The sequence below is a fragment of the Pseudomonas sp. LAIL14HWK12:I7 genome (assembly GCF_000483465.1).
In the GTDB taxonomy this organism is placed as follows: domain Bacteria; phylum Pseudomonadota; class Gammaproteobacteria; order Pseudomonadales; family Pseudomonadaceae; genus Aquipseudomonas; species Aquipseudomonas kermanshahensis.
In genome coordinates this window covers 133,761-150,022 of sequence record NZ_AXYZ01000013.1, presented here as the reverse complement: position 1 = coordinate 150,022, position 16,262 = coordinate 133,761, and the positions used below count along the sequence as shown (strand labels likewise).

12 protein-coding genes are annotated in these 16,262 nt (G+C 62.8%); 5 read left to right on the top strand and 7 right to left on the bottom strand.

The genetic code is table 11. The features are described from left to right. Positions 1-119: 119 nt before the first annotated feature. From D886_RS0114075 to D886_RS0114065, 3 genes are all read left to right on the top strand, one after another. Positions 120-1,049: a malate dehydrogenase gene (locus D886_RS0114075; RefSeq protein ID WP_027594542.1), complete on the top strand. Its 930-nt coding sequence runs from the start codon at positions 120-122 to the stop codon at positions 1,047-1,049. A gap of 163 nt (positions 1,050-1,212) precedes the next feature. Further along, positions 1,213-1,695 carry an ImmA/IrrE family metallo-endopeptidase gene (locus D886_RS0114070; protein WP_027594541.1) on the top strand — a complete coding sequence of 161 codons (483 nt, stop codon included), beginning with the start codon at positions 1,213-1,215 and terminating at the stop codon, positions 1,693-1,695. Next, a complete protein-coding gene (locus tag D886_RS0114065) occupies positions 1,692-2,108 on the top strand; it encodes a hypothetical protein (protein WP_027594540.1) in 417 nt (138 codons plus the stop codon). The genes D886_RS0114070 and D886_RS0114065 overlap by 4 nt, the downstream gene beginning before the upstream one ends. A 71-nt stretch (positions 2,109-2,179) precedes the next feature. Here D886_RS0114065 and D886_RS0114060 read toward each other — a convergent pair whose 3' ends face one another. From D886_RS0114060 to D886_RS0114030, 7 genes are all read right to left on the bottom strand, one after another. Next, positions 2,180-4,609 carry a TonB-dependent siderophore receptor gene (locus tag D886_RS0114060; protein WP_050580754.1) on the bottom strand — a complete coding sequence of 810 codons (2,430 nt, stop codon included), beginning with the start codon at positions 4,607-4,609 and terminating at the stop codon, positions 2,180-2,182. 78 nt (positions 4,610-4,687) lie between these two features. Continuing rightward, positions 4,688-5,656, bottom strand: a complete 969-nt coding sequence (locus tag D886_RS0114055) for a FecR domain-containing protein (protein ID WP_027594538.1) — start codon at positions 5,654-5,656, stop codon at positions 4,688-4,690. Beyond that, a complete protein-coding gene (locus D886_RS0114050; RefSeq protein WP_027594537.1) occupies positions 5,649-6,182 on the bottom strand; it encodes a sigma-70 family RNA polymerase sigma factor in 534 nt (177 codons plus the stop codon). The genes D886_RS0114055 and D886_RS0114050 overlap by 8 nt, the downstream gene beginning before the upstream one ends. A 99-nt stretch (positions 6,183-6,281) precedes the next feature. Then, the gene (locus tag D886_RS0114045; RefSeq protein WP_027594536.1) at positions 6,282-7,241 is read right to left on the bottom strand and encodes an arsenic resistance protein; all 960 of its coding nucleotides are present in this window, start codon (positions 7,239-7,241) and stop codon (positions 6,282-6,284) included. Positions 7,242-7,311: 70 nt separating this feature from the next. Beyond that, complete coding sequence (locus D886_RS0114040; RefSeq protein ID WP_027594535.1) at positions 7,312-7,902, bottom strand: hypothetical protein; 591 nt, start codon at positions 7,900-7,902, stop codon at positions 7,312-7,314. Between the two features lie 143 nt (positions 7,903-8,045). Beyond that, complete coding sequence (gene glyA, locus D886_RS0114035) at positions 8,046-9,299, bottom strand: serine hydroxymethyltransferase (RefSeq protein WP_027594534.1); 1,254 nt, start codon at positions 9,297-9,299, stop codon at positions 8,046-8,048. Positions 9,300-9,600: 301 nt separating this feature from the next. Beyond that, on the bottom strand, positions 9,601-13,431 hold the full coding sequence (locus D886_RS0114030) for a bifunctional diguanylate cyclase/phosphodiesterase (protein WP_027594533.1): 3,831 nt from the start codon (positions 13,429-13,431) through the stop codon (positions 9,601-9,603). A gap of 270 nt (positions 13,432-13,701) precedes the next feature. On the opposite strand from D886_RS0114030, the gene D886_RS0114025 reads away from it, so the two are divergent. Both D886_RS0114025 and ettA read left to right on the top strand, forming a co-directional pair. Further along, positions 13,702-14,112, top strand: coding sequence for a hypothetical protein (locus D886_RS0114025; RefSeq protein WP_027594532.1), 411 nt, complete (start codon positions 13,702-13,704; stop codon positions 14,110-14,112). A 261-nt stretch (positions 14,113-14,373) separates the two neighbouring features. Then, positions 14,374-16,041: an energy-dependent translational throttle protein EttA gene (ettA, locus tag D886_RS0114020; RefSeq protein WP_027594531.1), complete on the top strand. Its 1,668-nt coding sequence runs from the start codon at positions 14,374-14,376 to the stop codon at positions 16,039-16,041. Positions 16,042-16,262 lie beyond the last annotated feature (221 nt).

Genomic DNA, 16,262 nt, shown 5'->3' with positions numbered 1-16,262 from the left:
CGTTCCCCCCTCTAAAACGACCACTGGCCACCTCAGGGTGGCCTTTGGGCATTAGCAGGCAATACTTCTCTCTATACGCAGGCGTGTTCCTGGTGGCACGCGCCGCTGGGAGGTGTCAGGTGAACAAACTATCAATCGTGGGTGCCGGGATGGTGGGCGAGGCGGCGGCTCAGATCATCGCCCGGGATGAGTTTTGCCGTGAGCTGGCGTTGATCGATGTGCAGGGTGAGTTGGCGCAGGGCAAGGCGCTGGATGTGTGGCAGGCGGCGGTCGAGGCTGGGTCCGATACGCGGGTTTACGGCGGGGCCAAGGCCGAAATGCTGGAGGGGTCTGAGCTGGTGGTGATCACGGCAGGTGTGCCGCGCAAGCCGGGGCAGTCGCGGCAGGATGTGCTGAGTATCAACCTGCCGATTCTCGATGGCGTCATGCGGGATATCAAACGCCATGCGCCAGCGGCGACGGTGCTGGTGGTGTCGAACCCTGTCGACGTGCTGACCTATCGTGCCTGGTCGCTCAGCGGGCAGGGCCGTAACAAGGTGTTCGGGCAGGCGGGGGTGCTGGATACCGCGCGCATGAAGTGCTTCATTGCCGAGGATACGGGGTTTTCTGCTCGGGATATCACGGCGCTGGTGCTGGGCGGACATGGCGATAGCATGGTGCCGTTGATGCGCTACTGCCAGGTGGGGTCGGTGCCGTTGTCGCACTTCCTGTCCAGCGAGCAGATAGAGCGGATTGTGGAACGCACGCGCAAGGGGGGCGGTGAGATTTTGGGGTTGAAGAAAATGGGCAGTGCCTGCGACGCGCCGGGTGTGGCGATTGCGCAGATGGTGGATGCGATCGCTAATGGGCGAAACCGCATTTTGCCGGCGGTGGTGGTGCTGGAGGGCGAGTATGGGCGAACCGACATCGCCATGGGGGTGCCGTGTGTGCTGGCGGAGGAGGGGATTGTGCGGGTGATCGAGTTGCCGCTGGATGGGCAGGAGCAGGCGATGTTTGACCACTCTGCGGATCAGGTGGCGCGGGATATTGCTGAGATGAATGCGTTGTAATCAGCGGGTTATAAGGGGCCGGGAGGGGAGTGTAGCGCCGGCCCTCACTCATCGTGAGAACGACAGATACATCGTGTGTCAACATGAATTTGACCACCCCTCTTGACTTGTGCAGAATCGCCCCTCAGTTTTGATAAACACCCACCCAGATTCAGGAGGCCGAATGGAGTACCGCACTGCAAACGACGTCCTGCAAGCGCATTGGGATGGTCGACTGCCGGTAAACCCTCTCGCCATCGCTCAGGCAATGGGTATTGAGGTCAAGCCGCTCACCCCATTCGATCAGGAGTGCTGGCGTCCGAACGAGAGCGGCCACTATTCCTATCGGAATGGCAAACCGTTGATTACCTACAACGTCACGGATGCGCCTGTACGTCAGCGCTTCACCATCGCTCACGAAATCGGCCACCATGTGCATGGTGATCTGGATGCTCCGCGGGATACCTTCGAGCAATTCAGTGCAAGAGCACGAGACCCCAAAGAAGTTGCTGCCAATAGGTTCGCTGCGGCTTTGTTGATGCCTGCGGCCTTGGTCAAACATATGGTTATGGAGCAGAGGGTCACTGACCTTGCTCGGTTGGCGAGAGCCTTCGGCGTATCGACGGCAGCCATGGAGTTCAGGCTGAAAGCGATTGGGTTCTTATGACAGACACGAGTGATGATCTGTCTCTTGGAGAAGCGGAAAATACCGGCTTGGTCAGCGACTATCTGAGGCGTGAATCCTGGCGTTTCAGATGGGAAAAGCGGTTGACCACGGTCACCGTGGCGTTGGTCATCATTTTTTATCTCGCACTGCTAGGTTTCGTGTTCCTCGGCAATATTCGTATTTCCGCAGGCGCTTGGTACTTTTTCACTTCCGTCAAACCTCATTCGACGGGTGATATTCCCATCATCGTGGCTTTATCGACTGTCCCAACCTTGCTACTGATTGCGTTGCTACGTTACTTCCATCATCGGCCAAAGCCTGAGCAGGATGATTCACAGGCCCCCTTGCCGATCAGCGTTGAAGCAGCGAAAGAGATTATCAAGGCAACGACTGATGCGATGAAGGCGCCTTAGCGTCGCCGCTCAAACCACACCCAACACGCGCGGCCAAAGGGCCCGCAATGCGTGGGCCCTTTTTATAGCGACTAGAAGCTATACCGCGCAGTCAGTTTCACGTTCCGTGGGTCGCCATAAATGTCATACGGGCTCCACCCACCATTGGCCACGCTGCTGTAGTAGGTGCGGTCGAACAGGTTGTTGACGTTGACCTGCAGGTCCAGCTGCTCGCTGGCTTTGTAGCCTGCCACCAACCCCACCACGGTGTATGAGCCTTGCTGGTTTTCCCATGCTGTAGAACCGGCGCCCCCCGAGGTGCGGATGCGGCTCTGTTGGTAGATATCACCACCCACGCGCCAGTGCTGCAGTTCGCCGGGCAGGGTGTAGATCGTCGACAGCTTGAACAGCTGGCGCGGTTTGGCGCGGTCGAAGTCTTCGCCTTCGCGGGCTTTGTTGGCGTCGCTGACATACTTGGTCTGGGTGTAGGTGTAGCCGGCAGCCAGTTGCCAGTTGTCGGTGAGGGCACCCTGGATTTCGAGGTCGATGCCTTTGCTGCGCACCAGGCCGGCCGCCTCGTAACAAGCACTGGCGGCGCCTGAACCGCACCCTTTGACGTCGGGCAGCTCTTGGGCGCGGTTCTTTTGGTCGATCTGGAAAACCGCCAGGCTGGCGTTCAGCGCGCCACCAAAGTACTCGCCCTTGATGCCCACTTCGTAGTTTTCGCCCACCACAGGGTCGAGCACTTTACTGTCCAGGCCTTTGCTGGTCTGCGGCTTGAAGATATCGGTGTAGCTGACGTAGACCGAGTGGTTGGTGTCCAGGTCGTAGACCAGGCCGGCATAGCGGGTCAGGTTGCGCGTGATTTTGTAGTTGTTTTCGCTGCTTTCGCTGTCGTCGAATTCGTACCAGTCGAGACGGCCACCCAGAATCAGCGACAGCGGGTCGGTCAAACGCAGGCGGCTGCTGGCATAGACGCTGTCCTGGGTGGTGGTCTCGGGGAGGCCGTTGGGGCCCGTGACGTAATCCGGCTTGGCATGGCCGCGGGGGTTCCATTCGAAGAGGTTGCTGCCGTCGTCGATGAAATCGCTCCAGGCCTTGCCAGACCGATAATCCAGCTGGCGCTTGCTGACGCCAACGGTCAGGTCATGGGTTTGACCGAGCAACTGGAAGGGGCCGCTGACGGCCAGGTCGTAGCCTTTTTCCTTCTGCTCCATGGCTTCGGTCCACAGATAGTGGCGGTCGTATTCCCATATCGAGGAGGCCAGCACGTCGGTGTCGGTCTTGGTCTGCATGGCCGCCAGGCGCAGTGTCCAGTCGTTGGCGAAGCCTTGCTCGAGGGTGGCGAAATAGCCGGTGGTACGGTTGTCGGAATATTCCCAGTCATGGCCGAGGAAGGTGTCGCGTGGCAGCCCGAGGTGGCCGCCGCCACGGGCCATGGGCAAACCGCCCCAAATGTAGTTGGTGTGGTTTTTCTGCCGGTAGGCGCCGAGGGTGATGGTGGTGCTTTCGCTCAGGTCGGCGTCGACCACGCCGTAGAACAGGTCATGGTCACTCTCCACCGAGTCGCGGAAGCTTTTGGCGTCCTGCTTGGAGACCACGGTACGGGCGCGCAGGGTGCCGGTTTCATTCAATGGGCCGCCGATGTCCAGCGTGCCGGTGTAATCGTCCCAACTGCCGGCACTGCCGGTGAGGGTGCCCTGGAATTCATGGGTCGGGCGCTTGCGCACCAGGTTGATGGCACCCCCGGGGTTGCCAGCGCCCTGGGCCAGCCCGGTGGCCCCACGCACGATCTCGACCCGGTCGTACATGGCCAGGTTGGCTTCGCCGCTGGGCAGGTAAGTCAGGAAGCTGGTGGGGAAGCCGTCGTACATGATGTTGTCGACGTCAAAACCGCGGGCGCTGAATGAGGGCCGACCGGCACCGCCGGAGTTGCTGAGGAAGATCCCCGGCGCACTTTTGACCACATCGCTGATGGTGGTCATGGCCTTGTCGTCCATCCGCTTGCGCGTGACCACGCTGACGGCCTGCGGGGTTTCGCGCAGGCTCAAGGGCAGCTTGGTGGCCGTCTGCATCGTGCCGGTGGTGTACGACCCGCTGTTTTCGGTGGTCGCCGCCAGGCCTTGGCCGGTAATGCTGGTAGCGCCCAGTTCCAGGCCAGTGCCCGTGGCCTGTGGTGTCAGCAGGTAAAGGCCATTGCCTTGCGGTGACGCTTGCAGGCCGGTGCCTTGCAGCAGTTGCTGCAAGCCGCCTTCCACACTGGTGGCGGCGTTCAGGCCTGGGCTGCGCAAACCTTCGACCAGGCCTGGTTCGATGGGCAGGGTGATACCGGCTTGGCTGGCGAAATCGGAAAGGGCGCTGCTCAGGTTGCCGGCGGGCACCTGAAAGGTCCGGCCCTGCTGCGCGCTGTGCTCGGCGGCTTGCGACACGGCTGCAGTCAGGCCTCCACCTGTGATGATCAGGCCCAATGCAGCAGCGTGTACTGCCCGCGCCAATGGTTGCATGCCCTGCGTCGTCGCCATGTGTTCGTCCCGCCCTGTAAAAGTGATGTGCTTACGGAAGGGACACGCAACCTGAGCAAAACACGACAATGATTCTTGTTACGTATTCGCGCGCGCCGTGACGGTGACCCAGTAGGGCGTGCGGAAGTGGATGTCCACCGGCAGCGTCTGGCTCAAGGCGCGCAGAATCTGATCGGTGTCGCGCAGTTGGAAGGTGCCGGAGATCAGCAGCCGGGCCACGGCGGGGTCGCAACGCAGCAAGCCAGGCCGATAGCGCCCCAGCTCGCTGATGAAGTCATCCAGGCGCGTCTTTTCGACCCGCAGCACATGGTTGAGCCAGTCGAGGCGCTGCTCGGCCAGCGGCATGGGGGGCTGCACAGCCTGGAGGCTGACCTGGGTTTGCTGGCCGGCCGCCAGGCGCACCAGGCCGTCGTCACCCCGTGCCAGGCGCGGGCGCACTTCGACAGCGCCCTCCAGCGCGGCGAGGAATGTGCTGCCTGGGTACTGACGCACCAGCAAGCGGCTGCCGAGCGGGCTGATGTGCGCTTCGGCGGTATCGACGATAAACGGGCGCCTGGCAGGCTCACGGGGTACTTCGACCAGCATCTCACCGGCGATCAGGCGCACGCGGCGAACGCTGTCGTCGTAGGCGATATCGACCGCGCTGCCGGTGTTCAGGCGTAGTTGCCCGCCATCCGGCAAGGGCACGCTGCGCTGCTCCCCGGTGGCCGTGCGCACGTCCGCCTGCCACTCGCGCCACGGCAGCCCGCGGTAGGCTGCGAGGCCAAGCGGGGCGGTGGCAATCAGCAATGCAAGGGTCTTGAGTGCCTGCCTGCGCTCCAGGCTGCGCGGGCGCTCCAGCGCCGCGCGGGTGGGGTCCCCGCTAAGTTGCTGGGCACGGCTGCTGAAGCGCTCGGCCAGTTGCCAGGCGCGTTCATGGTCAGCGTGCCGCGCCCGCCACTCGGCGCCGGCGGCATGTTCGGCGGCGCCGGCGCTGCTGCTCTGCAAGCGCACGAACCAGCTGGCGGCTTCGCGGGCAATGCGCCGGTCGATGGGTGCATTACTCATCGTGCGTACTGGCGAGCACGATGCATTCTTCAAACGCCCGCGCCAGGTGGCGTTGCACGGTACGGACGCTGAGCTTGAGCCGGCTGGCGATCTCTTCTTGGGTATAGCCTTCCAACTGCGCCATCAGAAACGCCTGTCGGCTTTGAGCGGGCAGGAGGGCGAGTACCTGGTCGATTTCATCGAGGGCTTCGAGCACCAGCGCCTGATGTTCCAGCGACGGTGCCAGCGCTTCCGGCGTTTCCGCCAGCGCGGCCAAGTAGGCGTGCTCCAGCGAGCGGCGGCGATAGAAATTGAGGGCCAGGCGATTGGCGATTGTGGCCAGATAGGCGCGCGGGGCCGTGTAGTTCAGCGCCTCGCCGGTTGCGCTGCTGAGCAGCCGCACGAAGGTATCCTGGGCCAGGTCCGCAGCATCGGCGGCACTGCCCAAGCGCTTGCGCAGCCAGGTCTGCAGCCAGCCGTGGTGGTGGCTGTAGAGCTGATCGATGGCCTGATGCGGGTGATGATTTGCCGATGAGGTGGACTGCACGGGATACGATAGATGTTAATGAGAATTCATCGCATTCTATCAGCATACGTTCGGCCAGGTGCAAGCAAAAGGTTCAGCGTTTGCTGAACCGCAATGAGCTCATCTGTCTCGCACCCATGCGGGCACGACGCGCACATAAATTAACTCGCTCACCAACTCCATCAGCGTTTGGGTAATCACCGCTGCCGCCGCCAACCCGCGCAGGTCTTCCGGCAACGCCAACGCCAACGGCAACACCACCAGCGAGTTGCGCGTCGAAGCGCTGAACGTCACCGACCTCACCTCGGCCACTGGCAAACGCATCAGCCGCGCGGTGGCAAAGCCGATCACCGGCGCCAGCAGCATGAAGCCGAGGTACACCGGGATCACGGGCAGCAAGCGCTCGAAATCGCGCAGCACGGCGGCAATCTGCGAGCCGATCACCACCACCAGCACGCATGCCATCGCCGGCACCGGCATCCACGCCCAGGCGTCGTTCCACTTCGATGCCACGCGGGAGCGGCGGGCGCTGGCGCTGGTCAGCACGGCTAGCATCATCGGCAACACAATCAACAGGGCAAAGGCTTCCACGAACGGGGCGATGGAAATTGCCACAGCGTTGTCGTCACCCAGCATCAACGCCAGGTACACCGGCAGCAGGGCCAATTGCACCAACAGAAGCAGCGGCGTGGCGGCGAGGGTCTGGCGTGAGTCGCCTCTGCCGATGTGGGTGAACACCACCACGTAGTCGATGCAGGGGGTTAGCAACACCAGCAGGGCGCCGATCAGGATGGCCGGGTGCGCGACCAAGCCGCGGGTGATTGCCCAGACCAGCAGTGGGATGAGGACGAAGTTGGCCAGTAGCAGTGCACTGATGAAGCGGCGGTTGCCCAGGCCTTGGCGCAGGTCGAGGAAGGGGATCTGCAGGAACATCGCGTACATCAGCACGGCAATGGCGGGGGTGATCAGGGCTTGCAGGTGGTGTGCGGTGTCGGTGGCCAGCAGGCCGAAGGCAAGGGCTGCGAGCACGGCTGCGAAGTAGACCGGGATTTGATGGGTTTCGAGTTGCTCTCTGGTCAAGGCAGGGTCCTGTGCGCGCTCGGGTTTTGAAGCGGCACAGGGTAATACGTGAAGGCCCGTGCAGGCGACATCAGGTGTTCAGCCAATCCACCCCGCGTTGCGTGATCAACAGGCTTAGGGTGCATTGCTGGGCAGCGGCGTAGCACGCCAGAAAGCCGCCCACTGGGTAGAGGTTGTGGATCTCCATGGGGTGGCCGTTGCTGGCGATCATCTGGATTTCTCGCCGGTCATCTTCAAGTTGTGCCAGGTCGAACGGGGCGCCGGTCTGCGCATCGATCAAGGTCCACAGGCTAGGGTCTTGCGCCTTGATGGCCTGAGCGGCCACCAGGCCTTCGGCGGTGGTGAATATGCCTTTACCGAAATGAGGCCCGCTGCGCACATACAGTCGATAACCCGCATCGCTGTAGCGAAAATACAGCAGCATCGCGCACTGATCGTCGCCTTTGTCGAACGGGATCAACCCAAACTCCTGACCGTGCTGCCAATCATCGTCCGTGCCGTTGAGCATGCCGAGTGCGTGGGCACCTTCAATGGCGTACCCCGGCACTTCGTTGGGTGTGACCAGGCTCACGGGCCCTGTGCACAGGCAGTCCAAGCTGTTCACCGGTGATTCGGCGATCTGCAGGGTGGCTGTAAAGGAACGTGTTTTGTTATCTGCCATGGGGTGCCTCCGGTTTGGCGTAGGGGAGGCTGCAGGCTAGGGTGTCTTGCGCAGGGGACCCATTTGGAACAGGTTCCGCGAAGCGGGCAAGCATAAAAAAGCCCGGCGCAAGGCCGGGCTTTTTCACATCAGGCTGGCGCTAATCAGTTGCCGTAAACCGGCAGCTTCTTGCAGATGGCCTTGACCTTCTCACGCACGGCATCGATCACCGCTTCGTTGTTCAGGTCAGCCAGGATGTCGCAGATCCAGCCGGCCAGTTCCTTGCACTCTGCTTCTTTGAAGCCACGGGTGGTCACGGCTGGGGTGCCGAAACGCAGGCCCGAGGTGACGAACGGGGAACGTGGGTCGTTCGGTACCGAGTTCTTGTTGACGGTGATGAAGGCTTTGCCCAGTGCGGCGTCAGCGTCCTTACCGGAGATTTCCTGCTTGATCAGCGACAGCAGGAACAGGTGGTTTTGGGTGCCGCCGGAAACGACGTCGAAACCACGCTCGATGAACACGCTGGCCATGGCCTGGGCGTTCTTCACCACTTGCTGCTGGTAAGCCTTGAACTCAGGCTGCAGGGCTTCTTTGAAGCAGATCGCCTTGGCCGCGATGACGTGCTCCAGCGGGCCGCCTTGGGCGCCTGGGAAGACAGCGGAGTTCAGCTTCTTCTCGATGTCGGCGTTGGCACGGGCCAGGATCAGGCCGCCACGTGGACCGCGCAGGGTCTTGTGGGTGGTGGTGGTGACCACGTCGGCAAACGGCACAGGGTTCGGGTACACGCCAGCGGCAACCAGGCCAGCAACGTGGGCCATGTCGACGAACAGGTAGGCACCGACCTTGTCGGCAATGGCGCGGAAGCGTGGGAAGTCCAGCACCTGCGAGTAAGCCGAGAAGCCGGCAACGATCATCTTCGGCTTGTGCTCTACAGCCAGGCGCTCGACTTCGTCGTAGTCGATCAGGCCGTTGCCGTCGATGCCGTACTGGATGGCGTTGTACAGCTTGCCGGAAGAGCTGACGCTGGCGCCGTGGGTCAGGTGACCACCGTGGGCCAGGCTCATGCCCAGGATGGTGTCACCGGCCGATAGCAGGGCCAGGTAAACGGCGGCGTTGGCCTGGGAGCCAGCGTGCGGCTGGACGTTGGCGTAGTCGGCGCCGAACAGCTCTTTGGCGCGGTCGATGGCCAGTTGCTCGACCACGTCGACGTATTCGCAACCACCGTAGTAACGCTTGCCTGGGTAGCCTTCAGCGTACTTGTTGGTCAGAACCGAACCCTGGGCTTCCATGACAGCCGGGCTGGTGTAGTTTTCCGAAGCGATCAGCTCGATATGCTCTTCCTGGCGCAGAGCTTCTTGCTGCATGGCTTCGAAGAGCTCGGCGTCGTACTTGGCAATGGTCAAATCACGGCTGAACATGGCGGTCCTCAAGGATCGGGCTGAATTGGGGGGGCATTCTAACCGATTGCTTCGGGCCTGGCATATGAAGTGACGTCAAGTCGCGGACCAAAGGCCTTCATGTTGCATCCCGCGGCCTGCCTGGGCTGGAGTTGACTTCAAGGTCCGTTTTTTTGCGGTGCAAAATACAACGTCGGCGCTGTGCCTGTAGGAGCAGCCTTGTGCTGCGAAGAGGCCGGTGACAGCAGCAAAGATTCAGGGCGCGGTCGCCGGCCTCTTCGCAGCACAAGGCTGCTCCTACAAAAAAGACGGCAGTGGTTTGCTACTGGAACATGAACAGCGTCTCGTTGGCGAACTGCGCCTCGAACTGATGCGCCGGCATCGGCCGCCCGAACAGGTAGCCCTGCACCTCGTCGCAACCATGCTCACGCAAGAACTCCAACTGCTCATGGGTTTCCACGCCCTCGGCAATCACCGCCAGGTTCAGGCTGTGGGCCATGGCAATGATCGCCCGGGCAATCTGCGCGTCCTGCTCGCCCTCGGGCAAGCCGTCGACGAAGGTGCGGTCGATCTTCAGCACGTCGATGGGGAACTGCTTGAGGTAGTTGAGCGACGAGTACCCGGTGCCAAAGTCGTCCACCGCAATGCTCAGGCCAAGATTCTTCAGGCTGGCGAGAATCTGCAAGGCCTCATTCACCTCGCGCATCAGGATGCTTTCGGTCAGCTCCAGTTCCAGGCACGCCGGCGGTAGCCCGATGTCTTCCAGGATGGTGGCGATGCGCGTGCCCAGCTGGCCGTCGGAGAACTGCCTCGCCGAGATGTTCACCGACACCTTCGGCACCCGCACTTTGGCTTTGTGCCAGGCCTTGAGCTGGCGGCTGGCCTCACGCAGTACCCAGTCGCCGACATCCACCACCAGGCCCAGCTCTTCGATCACCGGGATGAAGTCGCCCGGCGGCACCAGGCCGCGGGTGGGGTGGCGCCAGCGCAGCAAGGCTTCGGCGCCGGTCAGGCGTTTGCCATCGCCACTGAACTGCGGCTGGTAGTAGAGGATGAACTCGTTCTGCTCCATGGCATGGCGCAGGTCGCTTTCCAGCTCCAGGCGCTCCAGGGCACTGGCGTTCATCTCGGCCTGGTAGAACTGGAAGTTGTTCTTGCCGCGCTCCTTGGCGTGGTACATCGCGGTGTCGGCGTTTTTCATCAGCTGGCTCAGTTCGCTGCCATCTTGCGGGCTGAGGGCGATGCCGATACTGGCCGTGACGAAAAACTCGCGGTTCTCCAGCACGAAGGGCCGTACCAGGCTGGCGAGGATGTTCTCGGCCACATGGATGGCGCGGTTCAACGCCATCTCGCGGGTCGCACGCGGTTGCAGCAGCAAGGTGAACTCGTCGCCACCCATGCGTGCCACGGTGTCGTCGTCATCCACGCAGGCCAGCAGGCGCAGGGCCATGTCTTTGAGCATGCGATCGCCTGCGGCATGGCCGAGGGAGTCGTTGATCGGCTTGAAACGGTCCAGGTCGAGGAACATCAACACCACCCACGCCTTTTGCCGTTCGGCCTGTTGCAGGGCCGTGTGCAGGCGGTCCTGGAACAGCGTGCGGTTGGGCAGGTGGGTGAGGGCGTCGTAGTAGGCCAGGCGGTGGATGCGCTGTTCGCTGGCCTTGCGCTCGCTGATGTCGGTGAAGAAGCACACGTAGCTGGCCAGGTCGCCTTCGTCGTCCAGCACTGCCGTGATGCCGACCCAGGCCGGGTAGTGGTCGCCGTCGCGGCGCTTGAGCCACACTTCGCCTTCCCAACTGCCGCGCTGGTGCAACTGCTTGACCACGTAGCGCAGGTGGCCTTCCTGCTGTTGCTCGACGGTGAGCATGCCAGGCAGCTGGTCGAGCACGTCGCTGACGGCATAGCCGCTGACCCGGCTGAACGCTTCGTTGGCCTGGACGATGTAGCCGGCCGGGTCGGTGATGAGGATGGCCGAGGTGGAGTGCTCGAATACCGTGGCGGCCATGCGCAGGTCTTTTTCGGCGCGGCGTTGCTGGCTGATGTCGCGGCCAACCCCAAGCACGCCTTCGAAGCGTTCCTGGTCGTCCCACACCAATACCAGGCGCAGCTCGATCGGGATCTTGCGGCCATCGGCGCGCAGGCAGTCGAACAGGAACAGTTGGGTGGGCAACTGGCCACGCAACTGGGCCAGTTGCTCGCCGTCGCCCATGGCATTGCTGACGCGCTCCATCAGGCTGTAGATGCCGGTCAGCTGGGCCGGGTTGGCGATGATCGATTGCCAGCCGTTGTCGAAAATCCACTCAGCCTGATAACCCAGTACCGCTTTGACCGAGGGGCTGACGTAGTTGAGCTGCAGTTGGCTGTCGGTGGAGAAAATCACGTCGCTGATGCTTTCGGCCAGCATGCGGTAGCGCTGTTCGCTGTCGCGCAGCGACTGGCTGGCCTCGATCTGTACGGTAACGTCCTTGCCCACGCCGATGATGCGCATCACCTGGCCGTCGTGGTCGCGGGTCAGCACCTGTTCGCGAATGTCGTAGCAGCGCCAGCCACCGTCGTGGTGACGGAAGCGCAGTTGGCAGTGCAGCGGCTGGCTGTGGCCGGTAGCTCGTTGATGCTGGCGCAGGGCCTGGAAGTGCGTGGCGTCTTCGGGGTGCAGCAGCAGCTCCCAGAAGCGGTCGCCCATCTGTGCCAGCTCGGTGCGGTCGTAGCCCAGGGTTTGGCCGAGGTGGCGGTTGCTGAAGATCATGCGCTGGCTCGGCACGTCCTGCACGTAGAGCTGGTCGGGCACGGTACGCACCACGTCCGACCAGAAACTCTCGCGTTCGAGCAGGGACAGCTCCACTTGTTTGCGGCTGGTGATGTCGCTGATGCTGAGGATCACCGCCTGGTAGTCGCGGCGTTGCAGCGGCAGGCGGGCCATCAGCCACAGGTGCAGTTCGCCGCCCAGTGGCGCCGGCAGGCGCACTTCCAATTCCAGCAGCGAGCGCTGTTCGATCAGTGCATCGATCAGTTGCATGCCGATGCTGTCGCGGCCATCGCCGCTGCCGTCGATCAGGCGCTGCCAGGCACCTTCGTGGCATTCGACGTTGAGCAACTGGCGCGCCACCTGGTTGATCTCGGTGATCTTCAGCTCCTGCAACAGCGAGCGGCGCAGGTTAGGGTCCAGGGCCAGGCTGTGCTTGAGCGCAGCGTGGTTGCGCAGGTGGTAGCGGTCGAGCTGGCCGGGCAGGCTGGAAAGGTCGAGCACGCACAAGGCAACACCGGTGCCTTCGAAAATTTCTTGATAGCGCCGGCGGTCTTCCTGCAGTGCGCGCTGGCGGCGGCGCATGTTGATCAACGCCAGCACCGGCAGCAGGGCACAGAACAGCACCAGCAGGCACTTGCCGATCAGTGCCGGTAGTAGCTTCTGCTGGGCCCGCTGGGCGTCAAATAGGCCGCGCAGTTGCCAGGTGCTGTTGTCGATGAACGCCAGCATCACGCTCTGCAGCGGTGCCGGGCTGGTCTGCGCGATGGCGTGGCGGTCCAGCACCGCGCCGTTGCGGCTGTTTTCCAGCAGCCACAAGGGGTGGCCTGGGCTGTCCAGGTGCACGGTGAGGGTGCGGTAATACGCGTCGGACAGGCGCAGCAGCCAGTAGCCGCGATCCTGCTCGGTGGACTGGCGCAGCAACAGGTAAATGGTGCGGTTGTCCGCCGAGTTGGCAAAGAAATACGGGCGACCCTGGTTCAGCGTCAGCAGCTCGCCAATCAATTGGCGGTCAGGGCTGCCGGCCAGGCTGTCGGCGCGGATCTGCCCGCTGGTGTCTAGCCAGGCCAGGTCACGCAGGGCGGGCAGGCGGGTGCGCAGGGTATCGAGCAGGCTGGGCAGGGCTGCCGGCGTCGGCGCATTGACGTAGGGCTGCACCACATTCACGGCCTGCTGGGCCTTCAACGCCATGTTCAGGCTGAGGTGGTCGGCCAGCTCCGCGGTGGCCTCCAGGCTTTGCTTGCGCAGGTCGGCTTGGGTGTGGCGGAACTGGGCGAACAGCTGCCACAGCAACAGGCCCAGCAGAATCAGGGCCAATAGGGCCAGCGCACCCTTGATCGACCCGCGCAGGGAAGCGACGGGGGCCATTGGTGCGGGACGCAGCGACGACGGTTGAGAGAGATTGGTCAAGCGTTGGTCCTGCGATTGGGCTGGCGATGGCAGGGATTGATCATGCACGGTTGGTGCCGGTGTCTGGTTGCCAGACCGCGGTGGCGCACTATAAGGCCGGACACCCTAAACGGGCTAGCATGCCTAGGATTATGGCAAAGTGCCAGTCCCCTTGTCCGGTGATGGTCGCCCTGCCGACGGTCGTGGTGGCGCCCTGTGGTTCGGCAAGCCCCTGCAACCTGTGCGAGAATGCCGCCCGCTTCAATGACAACGCTTCGGAGATGTTCGGTTTTGGTTACTCACTTTTCCTCCAATGGCCTCGATTCCGCCTGTGGGCGCAGCAGTCAGACCCTTGTCAGCACTGCCGTGACCGCGGACGTATCCTGCAAGTCGTGCCAGCGTTCGCTGGTCAAACCGGAGGCGGCCGCCGCCTCGAAAAGCAAGGCCCCGTCGCTGGCCGAACTGCGCAAGACCGCCAAGGCGGCAGCAGCACCGGCAGCCGTGGCAGCACCGGCAGCACCGGCAGCACCCGCGGTCGCGGCCAAGGTCGTTAGCGTGCCTGCGGCGCAGCCGGCCAAGGCCGTTGAGCAGCCTGCTCGCAGTGGCGGGTTCAGCGTCAAGTCTGCCTGGGCCGCGCGCCTGGCCGAGCAGGGCGACCGTTGCCGGTTGCCGCGGGGCAAGGTAAAGCAGCGTCACGTCTGAGCTTTTCAAGGTCAGTTCTGGCCTCTTCGCGGGGCAAGCCCGCTCCCACAGGTATTGCCAAACTTACGGACCTGTGGGAGCGGGCTTGCCCGCGAATGGGCCGCACAGCGGCCCCTGTTCATCCCCCATCCGACCCTCCTATGCAACGCCGCGCGTTGGCGTAGAATGGTCGACTTTGTTCAATGACACCCCGTAAACACATCCCCCTGGCCCACTGCCGGGGCGTTGGTCGATGTCTTTACCTATTTAGAGGGCTTGGTTTTGGCTCAATACGTCTACACCATGCATCGGCTGAGCAAGGTCGTGCCGCCGAAGCGCGAAATTCTCAAGAACATCTCCCTGTCGTTCTTCCCAGGCGCCAAGATCGGCGTACTCGGCCTGAACGGCGCGGGTAAATCGACCCTGCTGCGCATCATGGCGGGCGTCGACAAGGAATTCGACGGCGAAGCCCGTCCGATGCCCGACATCAACGTCGGCTACCTGCCGCAGGAACCACAACTCGACCCCGCCAAGACCGTGCGTGAAGTGGTCGAGGAAGCGGTCAGCGTGATCAAGGACGCCCAGGCTCGCCTGGACGAGGTCTACGCCGCCTACGCCGAACCCGACGCCGACTTCGACAAGCTGGCCGCCGAACAGGCCAAGCTCGAGTCGATCCTGCAGGCTGCCGACGGCCACAACCTCGAGCGCCAGCTGGACGTCGCCGCCGACGCCCTGCGCCTGCCGGCCTGGGACGCGAAAATCGAACACCTGTCCGGTGGTGAAAAGCGCCGTGTGGCCCTGTGCCGCCTGCTGCTGTCGGCCCCCGACATGCTGCTGCTCGACGAACCGACCAACCACCTGGACGCCGACTCGGTGGCCTGGCTGGAGCGCTTCCTGCACGACTTCCCGGGCACCGTGGTAGCGATTACCCACGACCGTTACTTCCTCGACAACGTCGCCGGCTGGATCCTCGAACTGGACCGCGGCGCCGGCATCCCGTACGAAGGCAACTACTCGGGCTGGCTGGAAGCCAAGTCGGACCGTCTGGCGCAGGAATCCAAGCAGCAGAGCGCCCACGAAAAGGCCATGAAAGAGGAACTGGAGTGGGTGCGCAAAGGCGCCAAGGCCCGCCAGTCCAAATCCAAGGCACGTCTGCAGCGCTTTGAAGAAATGCAGTCGCAAGAGTTCCAGAAGCGCAGCGAGACCAACGAGATCTACATCCCGGCCGGCCCGCGCCTGGGTGACAAGGTCATCGAGTTCAAGAACGTTTCCAAAGGCTATGGCGATCGCGTGCTGATCGACAACCTGTCGTTCGCCATGCCGAAGGGCGCCATTGTCGGCGTGATCGGCGGTAACGGCGCCGGTAAGTCGACCCTGTTCCGCATGCTGATGGGCAAGGAGCAGCCGGACTCGGGCAGCATCGAAATCGGCGAAACCGTGCAACTGGCCTGCGTCGACCAGAGCCGCGAAGACCTGGACGGTTCCAAGACCGTGTTCCAGCAGATCTCCGACGGTTCCGACCAGATCCGCATCGGCAACTACGAGATCCCGTCGCGCACCTACGTGGGCCGCTTCAACTTCAAGGGCGGCGACCAGCAGAAGTTCGTCAAGGACCTGTCCGGTGGTGAGCGTGGCCGTCTGCACCTGGCCCTGACCCTGAAGGAGGGCGGTAACGTCCTGCTGCTCGACGAACCGTCCAACGACCTCGACGTCGAAACCCTGCGTTCCCTGGAAGAAGCCCTGCTGGACTTCCCGGGCGCCGCCATTGTGATTTCCCACGACCGTTGGTTCCTGGACCGCGTGGCGACCCACATCCTGGCGTACGAAGACGACTCGAACGTGATGTTCTTCGAAGGCAACTACACCGAGTACGAAGCCGACCGCAAGAAGCGCCTGGGCGATGCTGCTGCCCAGCCGCACCGTGTACGGCACAAGAAGCTGGCCCAGTAAGCCGGTTTTAGCTGCACTAGAATGGGGCCCTCAGGGGCCCCATTTTTGTGCCTGGCAGGCATCGGCGTTGGCCCCTTCGCGGGGGAAGCCCGCTCCCACTGAATCACCCGCAATCTCAGTCTTGCACAGGGCCCTGTGCGAGCGGGCTTGCCCGCGAAGAGGCCGATTCTGCTAACAATATTTTCATCGTTTTGTATACATTTATATAAAACGCACCAAAT